Here is a 15,904-nt window from a genome sequence, read left to right as displayed (position 1 = left end):
GAAAGGGAGGTTTTGCCATGTCAAATACCAATAATTCAACCATTTCACTAAAGACCAACTTAGCCATTCTAGCGACGGCGTTTCTTTCGTTTGCCGGGGTTTTAATCGAAACCTCTATGAACGTCACGTTTCCAGAACTGGCACGCGAAATGCACGTTTCCCTGAATCTCATCCAGTGGATTACCACGGGGTACCTCCTCGTGGTTACCATGACGATGTCAACCACCGCCTTTTTACTGAAACGGTATCCAGTGAAACGGATTTTCATCGCTGCCAGCACCCTGTTTATTCTCGGTGATGTGTTGTCACTGTTCGCCCCCGATTTTCCCATTTTACTGCTCGGCCGTTTAATTCAAGCCGGTTCAACGGGGTTGGCAATGCCAATGATGTATCAGGTCATCTTCGCTCTGATCCCCAAACGGCGCATCGGGACCTACGTTGGAATTGCCTCGATGGTGATTTCCCTCGCTCCAGCACTCGGACCAACGTACGGAGGCGCCCTGTCCTCGCTTCTTTCCTGGCGCTATATCTTTATCGTCATTTTGCCGTTTGTCATCCTCACCCTGTTGCTCGGGACCCGGACCCTCACTTTACAGCCCCAGGGCGTAACCAAACGCTTCGATTTTCTTGCCCTCGGGTTATTAGCAATCACCCTCTTTGCCTTTGTGTGGGCCACTAACCAACTGGGAAGTGCCCACGGCCAATTGCTGCCATGGTTGCTCCCCTGCCTGATTGGAATTGTGAGTCTCGCACTCTTTGTATGGACCAACAATCACGGAAACACCCAGTTACTTTCCCTCCATCCCCTTAAAATTCCGAGCATCTCCATGAACGCCATCGTTTACATGATGTTGATGTTCGTCAACATTGGGATTTCCTTTGTGATTCCCATCTACGCTGAGGTCGTTTTTCACGTCACCCCACTCGTTGCTGGGTTGATTTTGCTTCCCGGATCGATTATCGGAGGCGCTATTTCCCCAGTGGCCGGCTTCGCTTACGACCGCTACGGCGCCTTTAAACCCATTCTCACGGGTATGATTCTCTTCACAACGGCAACCTTTTTATTCAGTATCTCGAGCTCCTGGGCAACCCCCGTGTACTTTATGCTCCTCTTTACCCTGCTCCGAATCGGGATGAATATGGCGTTTGCAAACCTCCTTTCCAACGCGCAAGCGCTGGCTCCGGTGACCCAATCAGCTGACGTTAACTCGTTGTTCAACATGCTGCAACAGTACGCTGGGTCAGTGGGAACCAGTCTCTTGGCTTCTGGGTTAGCGCTGTACCAGAATCAAGCTCATGGAGCTGCTGCTCAAATCACGGCAACCATCCAGGGTGGCCATTTGGACTACACGCTGTTATTCGTGATTGCCGTTCTAATTACCATTTTGGCCTTTACTAACTGGCACCTCCAGCGAAAGTCGGCTCACCATGCCTAACAACACTGCCACGGCTAAACTAGCTCCTAACCAGCACCATTTGACCCCGGAGCAACAGGACTTGGTGGACCGCATTCTCACCTTCACCACGCACCATCTAAGCGGGGAAAAACCAGCGATTTTCACCATTAACGGCGACTGTGGAACGGGGAAAAGTGTGATTCTCAGCCAGTTATTCTATAACCTCCAACAAGCGGCGCACGAGCCACAAAATGACCTAGCCGGAACCCAGAACTACTTTTTGGTGAATCATCCAGAGGTGTTAAAGGTTTATCAGGAACTGGCTGGTTCTGAACCCCACGTCCTTAAGAAGGATTTTCTCCGGCCAACTTCTTTTATCAACCAGTTACACAAACAGCACCGCCGAGCAGACGTGGTCGTTATTGACGAAGCCCACCTCCTGCTCTCCCAACCGGACCACTACAATAATTTTTACGGCACCAATCAGCTAGCAGAAATTCTGAAACTCAGTCGGGTCGTCATTTGTGTCTTTGACTTTCATCAAGTGGTTCAAACCAAGAACTACTGGGACGAAGCTCGCTTAAATCAAATTGTTGCTCCCTATCCCCACGAAACTTATCACTTAACCCACCAGTTTCGGATGCACGCTACGCCAGCCCTAATTAACTGGATGGATGCCGTTAGTCAAGGAGAATTACTCCCCCTGCCTGCGGATGCCCGCACAGACTATGACTTTCGGGTTTATGGGGATGCCGAATCCCTGCGGAAGGCCATCGTAGCCCGGAATCGTCAGGTAGGGCTCTCGCGCGTAGTTGCCACTACCGGTTATCCCTCGACGCTGGACGGCGGGCAACACTATATCAACGAAACGGGTGGCTTTCACATGCCGTGGGATCAGTACAACTACACCAAAACTCCCTGGTCGGAAATCCCGGAGACCATTAATGAAGTGGGTTCGATTTACACCTGTCAGGGCTTTGATTTAAACTACGTCGGGTTAATCCTCAGTCCGCTACTTTATCTTGATCCGACTGACCAGCGCATAAAAGTCGATTTAAGTAAACAAACCAACCGTGAGATGCTGAAACGGCGGGCGGATGTAACTGATCCTGCAGTTTTTAACCACATGAAACAGCAGATCATCCTAAACACCGTCAACGTCCTTTTAAAACGAGGCATTCGGGGCGTCTATCTCTACGCCCATGATCCGGCCTTACGGTCCGCCCTGCTGCGTGACTATCAGCGCCTCCTCCAATCATCAAATCCATAAACTAAAAAAGCTGTCCGAGTAATCATCGGACAGCTTTTTTAGCTGCTTTAACTTTAGCTTATTTCGTGCGCCGGTTTCTAGTAACCGTCACAATCAGCAGTAAAACGCCACTTAGCACCAACATTCCAAGCCGTTGGAGCCAACTCGTTGCTTTTGTTCCAGTGGCTGGTAACACCGCGGGGCTGGGCGTTGGCTTAGGGGCCCCACTCGAAACAACGGTCGTCGGTTGGGAAGTTTGCTGACCTGGTGAATGGGGCATCCCTTTCGGCGTCGCGGTCAGCGGCTGCGGTTGGAACGGAGTGACCGGTTGCATTGGGACCACGGGCACGTTTGGTTGCACCGGTTGCACTGGAAGCCCGGGAGTTTTTGGTTGGTGGGGTTGCACTGGCGTAGCTGGAACCCGCGGAGAACCCGGTTGAGGTGGGACCACGGACGGAGTTGGTTTTACCGGTGGAACTGGAGCAACGGGGGGAACCGGAGCAATCGGCGCCTGAGGTTTGGTCAAATGGGATTGCTTCGTATTCGTCGTTGAGATTTCCCAACAACCATATTCCGGATTATTCGTGGCCGCATACGTAACGTCAAACACACTCCCACTAAATTGGATTAACCCCGCGCCAAAGTAGTTATATGGAGACGTGGTTTTATCCCAATTATATTGGTCATAGTATTGTTTAATCCATGTTTCACAACCACTCGCATCCCCAGTCCGATCATACTGATCTAAAGCCTGTTGCAACTGATCCATCACGGTACTTGGCAGATAGTTCCACGTTAACGCCCCCTTTAGAACTGAGGGCCATGGTAACCCTGAATTAAAGGTGGGCGTCAGCGTTTGTTGCTTAGCTTTCACCGAGGACCCGGCGATCGTAATCGCAGTGCCCCCGGAATTAACGGTCGCGGTTTCTGGTTCGGAACCATCGCTCGCAAAGTTATTTAGCGATTCAATCTCTGCATATGCGGTTCCGGGAACAAAGTTAATCGGTTGCCCGTTAGCATCAAAATACGTCATTTGCATTCTGATTGATTTATTTTTAACCCCAGACTGCAAGCCTCCGTTTCCAAAAACAAAGCCCTGTGTGGGATCAAAGTAAACGTCTAACGTTTGCAACCCCTCTGAAGGAGCGTAGAAGGTTTCCATGGCGCCCACCACCGGAATTCGAACCCCCGTTTCTGCATTTAAATAGGAGCCGTTTAAGTTCGAAAACTTAATCGTCGCAATCAGATCATGATAACCGTTAACATCATGCAGTTGCCCGCTTGTCCACACCATCTGGAAGTGGGGAGTGGGTTGATGGTTCGTGTTGGAATTAGGGATTTCTTCGTTCACCACTTTGATGGAAACTTCATTGCCCTGGTAAATAATTTTGCCCTGTGCTGCTGGAGAGTGGCCCATGACAAAGTTATTTACCAACGTCGTCGGATCTACTTCACCGTGCTGCTTAGCATAATCAACTTTGGTATCGTAGTTCTGTAAATCACGTTGGTACTCCACCTGCTGCGCTTGGTAGCGCCGTTCTGCTTCCTGATAAGCACGTTCCTTGGCTTGGTAAGCTTGTAAATCACGTTGATACTGCTCTGCTTGTGCTTGATAATCCTGCTCAGAAGGAGCTGCACTCCGCGTTTGTACTAGATAATTTTGCAGTGGCTGCACGGAATCGGTCGTGGAAACGGGTTGTGAATCCGGTGCTGACGTCTTTTCAGCAGTACCAGTCGAAAGCGATCTCGCCGGTGGTTCCTCAGTCGACTGGGCTGGAGCGTGAGTCTGAACCGGTGTCGTTTCCGGAATAACCGCTTTCGGTTGATCAGTTGCGGATGCGTTCGTTGGTTGGGGCGCAGTCGACGCGGGCTGAACAGCTTGGTGCACTTCTGAAGTCGAAGCCGCTGGCTGTGTCAACTGCTCTACTTCCTTTGGTTGCGCTGGTTGGGCGTTGGCTTGCGTTGAAGCGTCTAGCTGAGCTTGTTTAGTGCCCACCGTGGTCGCATCAGTGGCGGCATAAATTCGATTACTCACTAACGGGACGGCTCCCGCAAGGGTCACCGTGGTTAGGGCAGTAAAAAGCCACGTTTTGCTGGTTTGATTAATTTGGTTGTGTCCTTTTTTCTGCATGTACGTTCGCTCCCTAATTCGAAAAATCAACTTCTAAAACATTTGAATCATACCAAACTAAGGTAAAATCCTAAATCAGAAATCAAGCGCCATGGCCTAAAATCGTTACCCTACCGTGCTAATAAATTCATTGAAATTTAAAAATTATCAAATTAGCCATTTAATTGGAAATGCTCCACTAAATGTTACAAAACTTGGTCTTGTGTCACATTTAAAGTCCAATAATGATCCAAACTAAAAAGTTCCCAGGCAAACCTGGGAACTTTTCTTTGTCTCATTAATAATTAATCACGGTGAATTACTTACACATCGCGATCCAATTTATTATAATACTCAACTTCAATCGTCTCTGGATGGATTAAAAGCTTGGTAATACTCCCATTTTTAGCCGCTTGTCCATCATCAAGTTCCGGAGCATACCGGTCTACAATCGACCGAATCGTCATCCCGTGTGACACAATCAGGATGTTTTGCCCTACCGTCGTATTTTCGCGAATCCGGTTAAAACCACGGTCTAACCGGTCCCAGAATTGCTGGTTGTTTTCGGCATTGTTATACAAGTCGGCCTTTGCAATCAAATCCCGGGCCCGTTCCAGCCCATAGTGATCTAAAACCCCTGCTTCGTTCGTGATATCAACCTGCTCGCCGACAAACTGCCACATCTGGTCGAGGTTTTCTCCCTCAAAGTAGCCGTGGAATTGTTCACGCAGTTCCGGATACTGGTAGGTGATGATGTCCATCCCCCGGGGGTTTTGCTGTAAAATCTCCCGTCCCGTTGCAACCGCACGCCCCGAATCACTGGTAAAGGCGGCGTCAAAGGCCACCTTGGCTAACCGCGCGCCCGCATCTTGGGCATCCTTAATCCCCTTAGACGTAAGGGGAGAGTCAATCCAGCCTTGCACCTTGTTGTACAGGTTTAAATAGGTTTGTCCGTGTCTAACTAAATATGCTGTTACTACCATTTTTTATTTCTCCTAACCGTCCGTGGCGTTTTCCACATCCAACTAGCCAATAACACTCCTAGAAGCCCTAATCCGGAAATAATTAACCCGACCTTAAACCCCGGAGTTTGGTAATGAAACGCTAAGCGATGGTGTCCGGGCGTTAATGTAACTTGTGACAGTCCGTTTAGCGCCTTCTTCATTTTAACAGGTTTCCCATCGGCTGTAATCGTCCAACCCTGGTCGTATGGAATGCTAATCAGGACTACCGGTCGGTCCTTGGTCGTGCGAACTTGAGCGGTAAACCGGTCCCCGTGTAGTGCCAACTGCCGCGGATTATCAACCTGAAGCCGGTATGGTTTGGTTGCCTGTTCAAATCGTTGCACTGGTTCTGGTTGGTAACTAGCAAAGGTCGTCCGCCAATCCTGGGCGGTTAACTTCCGATTACTCATCAAGGTCACCACAAATGGCTTCGACTGCTTCCCTAACGAAATGAGTTCTGCACCGTTTTGTGGATAGCGACTCGCCACGCGTTTCCCATTAACCGCTAACTGGAGTTTCTGGTTGGGACTAACCCGTTGCAAATCAAGGTACTGGGGTCCCGAAAGGGTTGGTGTTACCCGAACCCGATACTTAAATTGACCCCCCTGCTGGTGCTTTTGTAATGTTTGGACCCGATTAGGGTGGAAAACAGTTTGTTTCGTGTTACTTTCTGCTTGAAAGAGGCGGTTTAAGTTTCCGTACACGTCCTGATTAACCAAGCGGACGTGGGCACTGCCAGCTGCGACGGCATAGCCCAGTCCCGTATTTTGTGCATTTTCTGTAATGGTGCGGTGTCCCTGCTGGTCAATATCAACCTGCCGCCCCACGCTTAACAGTTGTGCCGTGACCGGCGTTAGCCCCCGCACACTAACCCGCCGTTCGTTACGACTGTACAAGCCGAGGTTCGTGAGCGCATCGTGGGTGTGCACGTTTAAGGATGACGTGTAACTGTTGACCCCATAAAAGTTAAATAAGAGTGAGTCATTATACTGGTTGTAATTAATGTTAAAACTATGCGTATAGAGCTGATTATTAACGTCGAGCCGGGTAAAGCGATCGTTCCGTCGGGCGGTCTCCACTAGCCGGGTAGATTGCTGAAAGTGGCGGGCAAACCGAGGTTGGTTCCCATATTCATTGGTCCCACCGAGAGCTAACCAGAAGTTGGTGCCCATTTCCACGGCTACGACCACTAAGATTAATGGCCACCACCGGGGGTGCTTTTGACTAAGCAAAATCACCCCGACCGTAACTCCCAGGAAGACGAGGGCGATAATCCAGTTCCAGTAACTAGTAACGTAAAACGGGGTGGACCAGTGCACGGCACGGGCAATTCGGATTTCTAAAAAGGCCGCTCCGTAGCCCAGCGTCAAGAGCCCAGCTAAAACCACGGCTGCTTGAACCACCACTGTGCGGGATTGAAAGGCCCCCCGTTGCCAGGCTTGGTACCCCAACCAAATCATCACAAAGCTCAACATATAAACTTCCCGGAAGGGGAACCCAGCTGGCATCTGGAACATGTGCCAAATGGTATCAAAGGTGGCAATTAACATCCCAATAAAAATGGCTCCGACTAACCAGACGGACGCCCGTTTTTCGTGCCGAGTAATCCGGGGGCTTAACCAAAAGACCAGCATCCCCAACGCAAAAAAACTACCTACGAATAACGAGGGCTCGTGGTTTAAGCGCCCCACAAAGTTGGTCGCTCCCACGCCGAGGCTCAAAAAGTCCGATGGAAGAAAGCGCACGATGGGGAGGAAACTAACGAAGCTTAAACTCCCCTTACCGGTGGACAGCATCCCCACGAGGGTCGGAACCAAGAGGAATGCTGACAAGGCCCCGCCAAGGAGCGAACTAACGATGTATTTCGCCAGACAGGTTCCCTGCGTCTTGACGTAGGCCCAAAACTTCATGGACTGCGGTTGATGTAAGAGCAGGAGGTAAATAAAGTAAATAACGGAGTAGACACACAGCATGTAGCCCATGTAATAGTTCAAAAGAATGCCAACCAGCAAGGTAAAGGTATACCAGCCCCATTTCCCCTTCGTGAATAGTCGGTCAATGGCGAGGGTCAAGAACGGTAGGACCATCAGCGCTTCGAGCCACATAAAATCGTAAAAGTACATGGCCACGAATCCACAAAGTCCGTAAGCCGTTCCCGCTACTAGTTGGCGCCACTCAAACCGGTGTTCATGCACGCGAAGAAAAATCACCATGCTGAGACTAATCAAGCCAATCTTGATCATGATTAGGGCTTCCATGAGTAAAGGAATCTGTGCGCTCTTCACCAATCCAACCAGTAGATTTAAGGGGCTCATCAGGTAGTAGGTATAGACCGGAATGGTATTATCCCCGAGGGAGAATAAAAAGGAATAGGTACTAATCGTCCCGTGCTGTAACTGCGTGCGTAAAAAATTAAAAAAGGGAAAGTACTGGGTTGCTAAGTCACTTACCAAGAGGTTGTGATTCCCCACGGGAGCAATCCCCCGGCCCGCAAACGCCACGCTTACGATGGCGATGGGAATGAGAAAAGCCGCTACATAGCCCAGGAGGTGCTTCAATTTCTTATTCATTAACTTCAACACTTTCTGTGATTATTGATTCGGATAAATTGCCGTCAATTTTATTTTACTATAAAACCGAGCTCGCCTACCAAATATGATATAATTAAGATTGTATTAAGGACACAATAAGGAGGAAACACTATGTTTAGTTCAGAAAGAAAATTTGATCCATTTACGTTAGTCGTAGGGATTTTATTTGCGATTCTGTCGTTAGTAATTTTGAAATACCCCAACGGTTCTCTGATGGTCGTTGCTTACATCATTGCCTTTGCTTTGATTATGGAAGGAATCTTCAAGTTAGCTGATTTAACTGCCATTGATAAGTCACTGGGGATTAGCAATACTTGGATGATTATCAGTGCCATCCTTGACCTAATCCTTGGAGTTCTGATTATCTTCATGCCTGGTTTGGGTGGCATCTACCTATGGGTAGTTCTCTCCATCTCGTTCATTGTGGATTCACTCTTTGAACTCTGGGCTAGCCGGTACATCAGCAAGAACCACAAAGGTTACTTCTGGTTTACGGTTATCTTAGGAGTAATCGGCTTAATCTTAGGAATTGTGCTGTTATTCAATCCTTTACTGGGTGTAAGTACCAGCCTCTTCTTAATTGCTTTTTACCTCATGTTCTTCGGAATTTTGTTGGTTGTTCGTTCATTCTAAGCAACGACTTAACGGGAGTGGTCTCAGACCACTCTTTTTTTGTTGTAAAATAGGAGGTTCCTCATTATGAAATACGCAGTTACGGCCGCGACCAGTCATTTGGGTCAGTTGGTAGTGAATCACTTACTTACCCTGGTTCCCTTTCAAGACATTGTCATCATTACCCATGATTTAACCAAGGCGCAGGCCCTGTTTCCGGCTGCCCTAGACATCCGGCAGGGGGATTATACTAATCCCGCAAGCCTCCAAACCGCCCTGCATGAGGTTGACCGGGTCCTCATGCTTTCAGCTCATCCCGATGAAACCGTTTCGCGCTTAACTCAACATCAAAACGTGGTGACGGCTGCGGTTGACAATCACGTCCAGTGGCTGGGTTACACCAGTTTCTTTCATGCTGATCAGTGGCATAATCCCCTGATTGACGACCACCGCAAAACCGAACAACTAATTGCAGCCACAGCTGTGCCTCACTCCTTTTTGCGAAATAACTGCTACTTAGAAAACGAACAACCAGCGCTTAAAACCGCCCTCCAGCAACACCAACCCCTCGTTACTACGGCGGGCGACCAGGTCATCGGGTGGGCAGCGGAACGGTATTACGCCCAAGCAGCTGCCGTTCTCCTTAGCAAGGCCACTGAGGAATTGCAACCCGTTTACGAACTAACCGGGGCCTTTCACACGTATACTGATTTAGTGGCAGCGGTGCAGACCGTTACGGGTACCAAACTAGCATTGCAGCAGGTAACCCCAGCTGAGTACCAACGCTGGTTAAAGGACAAAAAGGTGAATGCCACCACCACTCAGTTCCTAACCAATTGGCAGCAACTACTTCGTGCTGGCGCCTTCGGACCACAGATTGACCACCAACCGGTGCAAATGGGAATGAGTCACCAAGAGATTGCCGACATCCAGTCCCAATCTCAGGATCTCCCGCGGCTGCTTGGCCAACCGCTGCCGAGCTTGACGGAGCAAGTTCGGGACTTGTTGACGCCCAAGCCGGGATACCTGTTGTAACTAAACTTGGTGGGAACTGTCCTGATTTGGATACAAAAAAGCTTGTCAGAAATCCCAACTGACAAGCTTTTTTCGTTCTGTAATTTAAATAAGTTAGTCGGTTTTTCGCGACCAAATCAGCGCCACCGTAATAAAGAGGACGGGACCAAGAATCATCCACATCGTAGTGGACCACTGCCCGCTCATCACCGGTGCAATCAAGGTAAACAAGATTGCCGCCCCAACGGTTACTAAGACCACGATCGACGCTAAACGCGCCACGGGATAGCTCTTAAAGAACACGAAGGGATGAGCAATCCGTTTCTTGCGAAACTGCCAAAACGCAAAGGCCACAAACAGGTATGGGAGTGACATTGAAACGTTTGTCATTGAAACAACAATCTGGAAGAACATTTTGGCGTCTTTTCCGCCAAAGGAGACCAGTAAAATGAAGGCCATCACAATGAGGGCTTGCACCTTCATGGCGTTCACCGGTAAGTCCTGTTTCACTTTTCGTAACCACGCTGGCCACATGTGCGCCGGCGTTCCTTCGACTAGTTGCTTAATTGGCGAAAAGACCACCGTCGTAAAGGCCCCCATCAGAGCCAAGAACATGGATAAGCCGATGTAGCGCGCCACCCAGAGGCCCATTTGAACGGCAACCCCATGGGGATAGTGCAGCGCTAGTCCTAATTGATAACCAAAGTTATTCATGGCAATAAAGGCTTCGTTTCCAATGTTGACGTGGTGACCCCCATTGGCATTAAAGACCTGGTTCCAGTTGGTAAACATCCCCGTTACAAAGATCCCGAGGGCATAAACAATCGTAATTAAACTAGCACTAATCGCAATCCCCCGGGGGAAGGTCTTTTGGGGATTCTTGGTTTGATCAACCAGCCCACTAATAATTTCAATCCCCCCAAAGGCAAAGATTGCATAAACGGAAAAACCGAGCACGGCAATTCCCGTTTGGTAGTCTGGATTAGGTGATTTAAAGAAGCTCAGCAAGCTCAACGGTTGAAGGGGATGCCCGTTTAAGAGCAGGATGATACTGCCCCCCACAATCAAAATAAAGCTGGCCAGTAACATGGCGGTACCCCCAATGGAGGTAATCAGTTTAAACTGCTTTAATCCCCGGCTAGCCACAAAAGTCACGAGCGCCACCAGGGCCACTGCCAAGATCCCCAACGTCTGGACGTCGTTAAGTCCAAACAGATGCCAACTCTGGGTTTTATCCACCCCAAAGATGGCCGTGGAGATCGGAATCCAGATAATGGAACTGGTATTTAGCATCCACGTAATGAAGGAGGTATACCACATCACAATCCCCACAAAGGCATACCGGGGGTTAACGGACGCCGCCATCCACGTATAGATTCCCCCCTTGGCGCTAGGATATGCGGACCCAAACTCCGCCACCATAAACGCAAACGGTAGGAAAAAACAAACGGCTGCAATCAGATAAAAAATAATGGAAGCGTAGCCCATTAAGTAAAAGGCCCGCGGAATGTTAACAAAGTTAAAAATCGAAGTAAAGATAATCAATACTAACGAAATTAAAGTTAATTTTCGGTTATTCATCTGTTTAAATTCCTCTCAAAGTTAATGACGGTTATAATAACTCCCTTAACTCTGATTTTGGACTTTGCTCCAGATTACGCAAATAGGTGCGCATGGCGGCGTTGGTACGGTAGCCACGATCATCACCTAGTTCCACCACCCGATGGAGGGGAACCACTAACCACAGCGGACAGGCCTGCATGGCCGCCCGCACCGTGGCTGGGTCAACGCGTAATTGTGCAGCAAGGTCAGCCAGCTTCAGAGTTTTTCCGTATGGAATTGCACTAATCAGCTGCCAGACCTCTTCTTGTTGAGGAGTCCCATCCACAAAGTAATCGAGGGTGAAGCCAAATTGCTCGCTTTTCCCCTTCAAATACCGTTTCAGGGCTTTTCGGTACCCATCCGTCTGTTGGTGATCATGGACGTATTCAAACGGTGCTGCATAAAACCGAAGCACCTGCGAAACCCCACAATCGGGCGAACTAACAAAATTGAGTCCCGCATCGGTAACCGTATAAAAGACCTTTTGGCCATTGATGTTAATTGCATCCCAGTATAACCGTTGCATTAAACTAACTCCTCGTTTCGTTCCAGTGATATGCTTGCTATTTTAGCACATTTAGCGCTCAAAGCCTAGTTACTCCCAATCGCAGCAACGCTGGAGCAGGTGCCGTATGCACAACCATAGTCCTCCAACCAACACCAGGAACCAGGCTCCCAGTGAAATTAATCCAGCTGCTGTAATCCACGCAGCTTGGTGATAAGCGACCGTTGCCTGATTGGTTCCTGACCGCGTGGCCACCTGAATTGCGCCAATCTCAGTTATCGTAAAGTGGTTCGCATCCGCACGTTGTCCCCGCTGTAACGGACGCCCGTTCAACCGAACCCGCGTATCGTGATAGGCCACTACCGGAATGGTGGTCACCGCAGACTGAGGTGCGCGCCAGGCCACGTGTAACTGTCCCTGCCGATCAACGTGCTTGGTAAAGCGGGACGGCCGTGGCATGATTTGGGTTTGATACTGCGTTTGTAAGTGCCGAACGTTGGCACGCCCACTGTTATTAGGTAAATAGTCGGTAATCCCCCGTCGTTCATCTAGTAACGGCTTACTCAGATCAGAACTGGCAAAGTCCGCTTTGAGCCGGGCGTTGGTAACTCCCGGTTGGTAATAATCGTGACGATGCTTGACCGGAGTATAAACCCCGACTTGGGGTGGTTCGGTCTGTCCGTGCCAGTTATTATCGGCTTGAAATTTCACATTGCGCATCCCTAACATCACGGTCATGACGGCTAGCAACCCCACCAGAGCATACACAGACCCATGCCCCCACTGCCACTTGGGCGTGGCCAAAACGGTTGTGAGTGACATTAAAAAGCCCGCCAGAATTAATAAGGCTGCAAACGAAAAAAAGCGGGAGGGAAACTGGAGAAAATGGTTTAAGAACGGCAAGTGCCGCCCCACTAACCGCCAGGGAAAGAGATTTGAGGAAATGTAGAAAAAGAAGAGCCCAATTCCAGTTAGAAAGTAGTTTAAGCGCCGCTGCGGACGCACTAACAGTAACAAGGCAATTTGCCCACTAATAATTACGATAAACACGACTCCAAGGTCGGCCTGCATCCAATTCGGACTTAAAAAATGCATGGCCCCCTGGGCTAAGTTCTTCACGGCAAACGGTGCCACTAAGCGGTTATGCACCATCACGTTCACAAATACCACTAGGTAATTAGCAGTTAGCACAAGCGTTCCAAGCGCATTTAACCCTAAGCGTCCAAGGTAGCGCCACTTCGTTTTCGAGCGCCACCAGCCAACTAGGGCAAAGGGAATCAACAACAAACAGGTCATCACGGCACTCAAGGTGTGCATTTCAATTAAAATTGCAATGACCATTCCGAGTCCCCATGATATTTTAGCAGGACGCCCATCCAATAAGCCTAAGCCCATTAAAACTGCCAGGGGCAGTATCATCGCGCCCCAATCCAGAAAGGCGGCGCTCGTGATCCAGTATGTAATAAAATTCTGCCCTAAATAAATGAGGGCTCCCAGGATTGCTAAGGACCGCTTCACGTGCAACCGGCAAAATAGCACCCAGGCACTAACTCCCGCCCCCACTAAAATTAGGGTGCCGGTCACTAGTTGAAAGCTAAACCAACTACCAGTTAGCCACAACAGGAGCCCTAATCCATACGCAAAGTACGGTCCATAGAGGGCATTAATCATTTGGCCCGATTGTTGGTATCCGTAGTTACTCATGAAGTAGTTAAACCGCCCCGTTTGCAACTGCTGGGCGGCATCATAAATTCGATTGAAATGAAAGAACGTATCGTATCCGAGGATGACGGTATGCTTTTGCCACTGCATTAACATGATCAAGCCCGCTGCGCCACCAATCAGTAACATAGCTAGGCCCCATTCACGGAACTTTCGCATGTAGTCATCCCTCCTTTCGTATTTCCGACTTTTCTATTTTACACCAAAAAAACACCCCTCACCATTACTAGCAAGGGGTGTCATTTTAACGTTGCCGGCGTTTGAAAACATAGTAGAGCGTCACTAATCCGTACGGTAAATAGGTACAAACCACTAGAACGGCTAATAAGACTACTAGCGGCGTTACCGTTTTTTGCACTACATAGGTGATGATTAGCGCCAAGCAGAGTGGCGTAATCGTAATGTTCGCAAAGTGACGCAGTTTTAACAAGCGCTGATCAATTTGTTCTTGAGTCATGCGATCCTCCTACAGAAACTACTGAAAGAGCTTAAAGCGATCCTCATCATCCATAAATTCCTTTGCGTCCGCTGGTTTTTCAATCGAACCAAAGTTCATTTCGGCGCGCAGTTGCCAACTAGCGGGAATCTCAAACCGGGAAGCCACCGCTGCATTAATCAACGGATCGTAGTGTTGAATGTTTACTCCCAACCCGTTTTCTTCGAGTCCCGTCCACACGGCAAATTGGGCGTTCCCCTGCGCCTCTTCAGACCAGTTGTATTCTTGATATTGATAGGTAGCTAACGCCGGATTATCCGTATAGTCCTTAACAACGTCCATATCGGTGTAAAACAAAATGGAAGCGTAGGCATCCCGAAAGCTACTAATCTTGGCCTTCGTCCGTAAGAAGGCATCTGGGGCAACCTTTTCTTCAAGGGTGGTTTCCACGATGTCCCACAGCGCTGCGTGGTGTTCGTTAAACAACACAACGGCCCGGACCGGTTGACTGTTAAATGCTGACGGAGTATAGCGGACAATTTCCTTAATGTAGCGATAAAGCTCCGCTTGGTCGAACTGGACGTTTTTTCCCAAATGATAAATCGTCCGCCGCTGCTTCATTAAATCTAATAATTGGGTGTTCACGAGGGTTCCTCCTACTTAATTTGGTTCTCAGTTTCACCAGTATCAATGGCATCTTGAAAGTTTTGTAAACTAACTTTAATCATGTCCTTAGTAGCTGGTTCCGTGTCATAACCCATGTGGGGGGTAATAATCACGTTCGGGTAGTGTTTCATCAAGCTCAGTAATTCTGGATCCGGAATGTCATCCAAACTATCGAACTGCTTGCCATCAATGGCATTTTCATCTGGGATAACGTCAGCCGCATAACCAGCTAGATTACCATCAGCAAGGGCATCAGCCACGGCAGCCGTATCGATTAATTCACCCCGGGCGGTGTTCACGAGGACAGCTTGATTCTTCATGTTTCCAATTTCAATCGCCCCAATCATGAGGTCGTTTTCTCCTGGGAAATAAGGAACATGGATTGAAACGATGTCTGATTGCATCAACAATTCGTTTAAGGAAACAAAATCAACGTCGGGATTATCGTTGGGCGTGCGTTGGTAGCCTAACACTTCGGCGCCTAAGTTGTGCCACAGCTTCGCCTCGGCTGCTCCCATGTGTCCCACTCCAATGATTCCCACCGTTAAGTGGTCAATTTCGTTGGCAAAGTACCCCTGATGCAGTAAGAAATCACCTTGGTTGGTATTGTCAGTTGCTTCCGTAACGTGGCGAACCAGGTCCAAGCCCAGCGTCAACGCTAATTCTGCCACTGAGTATGGTGAGTAACTTGGAACCCGGGCCACCATAATGTCACGCGCACTCGCAGCGTCTAAATCAATGTTGTTGTAACCCACAAAGCGGGTAAAGCAGTACTTGATGCCCAATCCCTTGAGCGCTGCCAATAATTCTGCATCCGCATTAGTCGTCCCATCGATTAAAACGCCGACTGACCCGTTAGCAGTTTCAACGTTGTCCGCCGTCAATGGTTCTTCCATTAATTTTAATTCAAAGCGATCGTGGTTGAGTTCCTGATACAGCGGTTTTTCAAAGTCACGAACGTTATAAACCGTAATTTTAGCCATGCTTAATCCCCTT

General features: G+C 48.9%; 13 protein-coding genes. 4 read left to right on the top strand and 9 right to left on the bottom strand.

Translation table 11 applies throughout. The annotated features are described in order from the left end of the window. Nucleotides 1–17: 17 nt before the first annotated feature. Nucleotides 18–1,436 carry an MFS transporter gene (locus tag M3M35_RS05425; protein WP_252749650.1) on the top strand — a complete coding sequence of 473 codons (1,419 nt, stop codon included), beginning with the start codon at nucleotides 18–20 and terminating at the stop codon, nucleotides 1,434–1,436. After that, nucleotides 1,429–2,667 (top strand): DUF2075 domain-containing protein, encoded by a 1,239-nt coding sequence (locus tag M3M35_RS05420; protein ID WP_252749649.1) that lies wholly within the window; start codon nucleotides 1,429–1,431, stop codon nucleotides 2,665–2,667. Before M3M35_RS05425 ends, M3M35_RS05420 begins: the two co-directional genes overlap by 8 nt. 58 nt (nucleotides 2,668–2,725) lie before the next feature. Here the strand turns inward: M3M35_RS05420 and M3M35_RS05415 are convergent, their stop codons facing one another. The 3 genes from M3M35_RS05415 to M3M35_RS05405 all read right to left on the bottom strand — a co-directional run bounded on the left by M3M35_RS05415 (nucleotide 2,726) and on the right by M3M35_RS05405 (nucleotide 8,330). Continuing rightward, nucleotides 2,726–4,777: a GbpC/Spa domain-containing protein gene (locus M3M35_RS05415; RefSeq protein ID WP_252749648.1), complete on the bottom strand. Its 2,052-nt coding sequence runs from the start codon at nucleotides 4,775–4,777 to the stop codon at nucleotides 2,726–2,728. Between the two features lie 302 nt (nucleotides 4,778–5,079). Beyond that, on the bottom strand, nucleotides 5,080–5,739 hold the full coding sequence (locus M3M35_RS05410) for a histidine phosphatase family protein (RefSeq protein WP_252749647.1): 660 nt from the start codon (nucleotides 5,737–5,739) through the stop codon (nucleotides 5,080–5,082). Then, a complete protein-coding gene (locus M3M35_RS05405; RefSeq protein WP_252749646.1) occupies nucleotides 5,733–8,330 on the bottom strand; it encodes a YfhO family protein in 2,598 nt (865 codons plus the stop codon). Before M3M35_RS05405 ends, M3M35_RS05410 begins: the two co-directional genes overlap by 7 nt. A gap of 132 nt (nucleotides 8,331–8,462) precedes the next feature. Between M3M35_RS05405 and M3M35_RS05400 the strand changes: the two genes are divergently transcribed. Continuing rightward, on the top strand, nucleotides 8,463–8,984 hold the full coding sequence (locus tag M3M35_RS05400) for an HdeD family acid-resistance protein (RefSeq protein WP_252749645.1): 522 nt from the start codon (nucleotides 8,463–8,465) through the stop codon (nucleotides 8,982–8,984). A gap of 66 nt (nucleotides 8,985–9,050) precedes the next feature. Continuing rightward, nucleotides 9,051–9,998 carry an NmrA family NAD(P)-binding protein gene (locus M3M35_RS05395; protein WP_252749644.1) on the top strand — a complete coding sequence of 316 codons (948 nt, stop codon included), beginning with the start codon at nucleotides 9,051–9,053 and terminating at the stop codon, nucleotides 9,996–9,998. A 93-nt stretch (nucleotides 9,999–10,091) separates the two neighbouring features. Here the strand turns inward: M3M35_RS05395 and yjeM are convergent, their stop codons facing one another. The 6 genes from yjeM to M3M35_RS05365 all read right to left on the bottom strand — a co-directional run bounded on the left by yjeM (nucleotide 10,092) and on the right by M3M35_RS05365 (nucleotide 15,891). Then, complete coding sequence (yjeM, locus tag M3M35_RS05390; protein ID WP_252749643.1) at nucleotides 10,092–11,558, bottom strand: glutamate/gamma-aminobutyrate family transporter YjeM; 1,467 nt, start codon at nucleotides 11,556–11,558, stop codon at nucleotides 10,092–10,094. Between the two features lie 31 nt (nucleotides 11,559–11,589). Next, a complete protein-coding gene (locus M3M35_RS05385; protein WP_252749642.1) occupies nucleotides 11,590–12,105 on the bottom strand; it encodes a methylated-DNA--[protein]-cysteine S-methyltransferase in 516 nt (171 codons plus the stop codon). 69 nt (nucleotides 12,106–12,174) lie between these two features. After that, the gene (locus tag M3M35_RS05380; protein WP_252749641.1) at nucleotides 12,175–13,965 is read right to left on the bottom strand and encodes an MFS transporter; all 1,791 of its coding nucleotides are present in this window, start codon (nucleotides 13,963–13,965) and stop codon (nucleotides 12,175–12,177) included. 85 nt (nucleotides 13,966–14,050) lie between these two features. Then, entirely contained in the window at nucleotides 14,051–14,263 is a 213-nt protein-coding gene (locus M3M35_RS05375; RefSeq protein ID WP_252749640.1) for a hypothetical protein, read from the bottom strand. Between the two features lie 18 nt (nucleotides 14,264–14,281). Continuing rightward, nucleotides 14,282–14,887, bottom strand: coding sequence for a nitroreductase family protein (locus tag M3M35_RS05370; RefSeq protein WP_252749639.1), 606 nt, complete (start codon nucleotides 14,885–14,887; stop codon nucleotides 14,282–14,284). Nucleotides 14,888–14,898: 11 nt separating this feature from the next. Beyond that, on the bottom strand, nucleotides 14,899–15,891 hold the full coding sequence (locus M3M35_RS05365) for an NAD(P)-dependent oxidoreductase (RefSeq protein ID WP_252749638.1): 993 nt from the start codon (nucleotides 15,889–15,891) through the stop codon (nucleotides 14,899–14,901). Nucleotides 15,892–15,904 lie beyond the last annotated feature (13 nt).

The sequence above is a fragment of the Fructilactobacillus myrtifloralis genome (genome assembly GCF_024029335.1).
In the GTDB taxonomy this organism is placed as follows: Bacteria; Bacillota; Bacilli; order Lactobacillales; family Lactobacillaceae; genus Fructilactobacillus; species Fructilactobacillus myrtifloralis.
This window is presented reverse-complemented; position numbering and strand designations above follow the sequence as displayed.

Coding starts and splice junctions, on each gene's coding strand:
- M3M35_RS05425 (WP_252749650.1), top strand. CDS start 18: ATGTCAAATACCAATAATTCAACCATTTCACTAAAGACCAACTTAGCC.
- M3M35_RS05420 (WP_252749649.1), top strand. CDS start 1,429: ATGCCTAACAACACTGCCACGGCTAAACTAGCTCCTAACCAGCACCAT.
- M3M35_RS05415 (WP_252749648.1), bottom strand. CDS start 4,777: ATGCAGAAAAAAGGACACAACCAAATTAATCAAACCAGCAAAACGTGG.
- M3M35_RS05410 (WP_252749647.1), bottom strand. CDS start 5,739: ATGGTAGTAACAGCATATTTAGTTAGACACGGACAAACCTATTTAAAC.
- M3M35_RS05405 (WP_252749646.1), bottom strand. CDS start 8,330: ATGAATAAGAAATTGAAGCACCTCCTGGGCTATGTAGCGGCTTTTCTC.
- M3M35_RS05400 (WP_252749645.1), top strand. CDS start 8,463: ATGTTTAGTTCAGAAAGAAAATTTGATCCATTTACGTTAGTCGTAGGG.
- M3M35_RS05395 (WP_252749644.1), top strand. CDS start 9,051: ATGAAATACGCAGTTACGGCCGCGACCAGTCATTTGGGTCAGTTGGTA.
- yjeM (WP_252749643.1), bottom strand. CDS start 11,558: ATGAATAACCGAAAATTAACTTTAATTTCGTTAGTATTGATTATCTTT.
- M3M35_RS05385 (WP_252749642.1), bottom strand. CDS start 12,105: ATGCAACGGTTATACTGGGATGCAATTAACATCAATGGCCAAAAGGTC.
- M3M35_RS05380 (WP_252749641.1), bottom strand. CDS start 13,965: ATGCGAAAGTTCCGTGAATGGGGCCTAGCTATGTTACTGATTGGTGGC.
- M3M35_RS05375 (WP_252749640.1), bottom strand. CDS start 14,263: ATGACTCAAGAACAAATTGATCAGCGCTTGTTAAAACTGCGTCACTTT.
- M3M35_RS05365 (WP_252749638.1), bottom strand. CDS start 15,891: ATGGCTAAAATTACGGTTTATAACGTTCGTGACTTTGAAAAACCGCTG.